General features: G+C 43.7%; 2 protein-coding genes. Both read right to left on the reverse strand.

Annotation, left to right across the window (positions count from 1 at the left end; translation table 11 throughout):
- Window positions 1-349 precede the first annotated feature (349 nt).
- Window positions 350-1,150 carry a PBECR2 nuclease fold domain-containing protein gene (locus tag EAO38_RS08400; RefSeq protein ID WP_121022853.1) on the reverse strand — a complete coding sequence of 267 codons (801 nt, stop codon included), beginning with the start codon at window positions 1,148-1,150 and terminating at the stop codon, window positions 350-352.
- On the reverse strand, window positions 1,150-2,819 hold a 1,670-nt coding region (locus EAO38_RS08405; protein WP_456237299.1), incomplete at its 5' end, for a putative barnase/colicin E5 family endoribonuclease. The genes EAO38_RS08400 and EAO38_RS08405, both read right to left, overlap by 1 nt.

The raw sequence follows: 2,819 nt of genomic DNA on the forward strand, positions 1-2,819 counted from the left end.
GCAATACTTCTTATTAGTCCCGGCATTGCGCGCGTTCAAGCTTTTTACCCCCCCGCTACAATAGGGCGGGTCCATACACACACAATCTATACAAGCATCAGGCAAGCCCTGCATAAACGCCATTGCGTCCGCCTGAAAGACTTGGTTAAGGTAGGGGGTGAGCAACTGCTCTCCTTTCTTGTGGATTTAACGCCTTAACACACAGAAGAAAAGTTTTTTCATCGGCAAACTTTCCTTTTAAGCCAAGGGTTTTGTGCTGTTAGGACTTCCTCCACCATACTTTCTTATATGAAATTAAGAAAGGTTTAGCTACCCTGCAAGAAGTAGCCTACTTGGTGCGTTAGCATCTTCAGCTGCCCGGTCGAATGAAAGAGTAGATAATGTCGGCATCTTTAATCTCCTTGATAATGTAGCTCCTTCTGACATCCGGTATCCCTGTGATGAGTAGCTTATCATCTTCAGCTGTAACCAACAAATAGGTTAAATGTTTCCCATTGTCTTTTTGAAAAACCTTGGCATATTTCTTTCTCCCCACATCATTGTTAAGCATGACAAAATCCGGATGATTTAGTGTAGGTTCAACTAAATTTAAAAACCCTAAGCGTCTTTGCTTATCTTCCCTGCTTGCCAAATGCTCTATAAACCTCTTATGATTCTTCACCCCCTTTAAACTCTTTAAAAACCCTTCTACATCCAAACTTGCGGGGATAGGCGTAGCACTTGTACGCAAATCAAGGCTTTTAATAAAAGCTTCTTTCTCCTCTGGGCTTTGAATCACCGCGCTAGGTTTAACCCCACTCTCCTGCTTTTCTTTAGCCCTGCTAGGTTTAGAAGGCTTAGGGGGCATCTGATAGCCCTCTAGTGGCTGGGTGTATTTGCCAGATTTTCTAAACTCTTCAAACTCATAAGGATTCAAGCGCCCATAACCAAATCTTTCGTTGTCGTATTTATGGGGCTCTACAAAGAAAAAATGATCTCCCTCTTGCTTGATGAAAAGCAAATCGGGCTTTTTATTGGGGTGCAACACAAAATCCGGGTTTGTGAGCGCGGCTTTAAAGTCCCAATCTTTGCCATTGTAGGTCTGTGTTAAATTCAATGCGACACTATTGTCATCAAGGTAAAAACTCTTTTGCTTCAGATAGGGGGACATCACTCCCTCTCCATGGGGTTATTGGGGTTAGGCTTTTGATGAACAAACCCATCTTTCTTGCTATAAACAGGCCATGCTATGTCGGCACTCTGTTGGTGTACCTTCTCCCAATTTCTTAAAAATGTTTCATACGCCTTTTTAAACGCCGCAAGGTCTTTTTCTTGTTCTTGGGCGCTGCGCTCCATTCTCGCTATCTCTGCGCGCATCGCTGGTGTGATGCTCTTAGGCTCTAACTTCTCTAACTTTGTAAGAACCCTTTGTGCCTTGTCTAACTCATTGCGCAAAAGCGGATGGTTAAAAGTATTGAAATTGGGACTAATCCCCATTTTGCTCTTTTCTACATCCTTAAGATGTCCTTTATCTTGCGCCCACTTTACAAGCAAGTTAGTTAGATACTTGTTTCTCTCTCCATATATGTATCCTTTTTTAGTGGCCTTAGCAAAGGCTACTTTAGCCTTACCAATGGGGCCTAAGTTTTGCTTAAAGCTCGCGCGCGCGGCTTTCTCTTTCAAAAGGGTTTGCGCCTTTTCTAAGTTATGTTCATTGCTCTTAATGAGCTCTCTGTATCTTGCGATGTCCTCGCTAAGTCTATTAAGTGCAATTTCTAATGTGTCTTCGTTAGCGTTCGGGTAAATTTTGCGAATCGCTTCCATGCCCCCTTCTCTAACTCTCTCCCTTTCTTCTAGGAGATTTTCAAGTTCTGCGCGCTTTTTCTCAATGCTTGAAGGGGCATAGTTAATGGTAGCACTCGCCTCTGTGATTGCTTTAGCGGAGGGCATTTGTATTTTTTCTTCAATCTGTGCGGGCTCTAGGGCGATCTCATCTTGTTCTTGGGCTTTAAGGGGGGATGTGGTATTGTTAGTCGAGTCGTTAGAGTGTAGATTAGTCCCATCACTCTTAGCAATCTGGTTACTTGGTAGGACATCTGAACCGGGCGACTTATCTAGCTTATAGGTTGTAATCACCCAATAGTTGTCCCCTTTGTGGTTCCACCCCTTAGACAACCCCACCCTAAAAGTTTCCCCATTGTGCTTGCCAATGATGGTTTTTACATTGTTCTCGTCCTTAGCTTCCCCATTTTTAATCAAATACTCTAACCCGTTTGCTAACTTCTCCCCAATATCTGCCCCCTTAAAGCTCTCAAAGTCGCTAGCGTGTTTCTCTAAGATTTTAGATAGCCCATAACTCTTGGGCTTTTTAGCTCCCGGTGCGGCTTTGAGCTCAAACTCTCCCCACACCAAATCAATATAGCCCAATCCCTCTTTATAAAACGCTCCGCTCACTTGCCCGCGTCTCTCTTTTAAAAGCTTGCTAACCGCCTCTTTGCCCTTAAGGGCAAATTCTTTAAAATTCTCCCCAAAAGCGGGGTTAGCTTCAATGTTTTGCCGGCTTTGGGGTGGCTCTTCTTTAGGGGCACTCTTTTCTTTAGCCCTGCTAGGTTTAGAAGGCTTAGGGGGCATCTGATAGCCCTCTAGTGGCTGGGTGTATTTGCCAGATTTTCTAAACTCTTCAAACTCATAAGGATTCAAGCGCCCATAACCAAATGCTTCGGTATTGTATTTATGGGGCTCTACAAAGAAAAAATGATCTCCCTCTTGCTTGATGAAAAGCAAATCGGGCTTTTTATTGGGGTGCAACACAAAATCCGGGTTTGTGAGCGCGGCTTTAA

Origin of the sequence: Helicobacter vulpis (assembly GCF_003660395.1) — a bacterium.
Taxonomy (GTDB): Bacteria; Campylobacterota; Campylobacteria; order Campylobacterales; family Helicobacteraceae; genus Helicobacter; species Helicobacter vulpis.

Bases quoted from the DNA above. Each gene is read 5' to 3' on its own strand.
- EAO38_RS08400 (WP_121022853.1), bottom strand. From the start codon at position 1,150: ATGTCCCCCTATCTGAAGCAAAAGAGTTTTTACCTTGATGACAATAGT.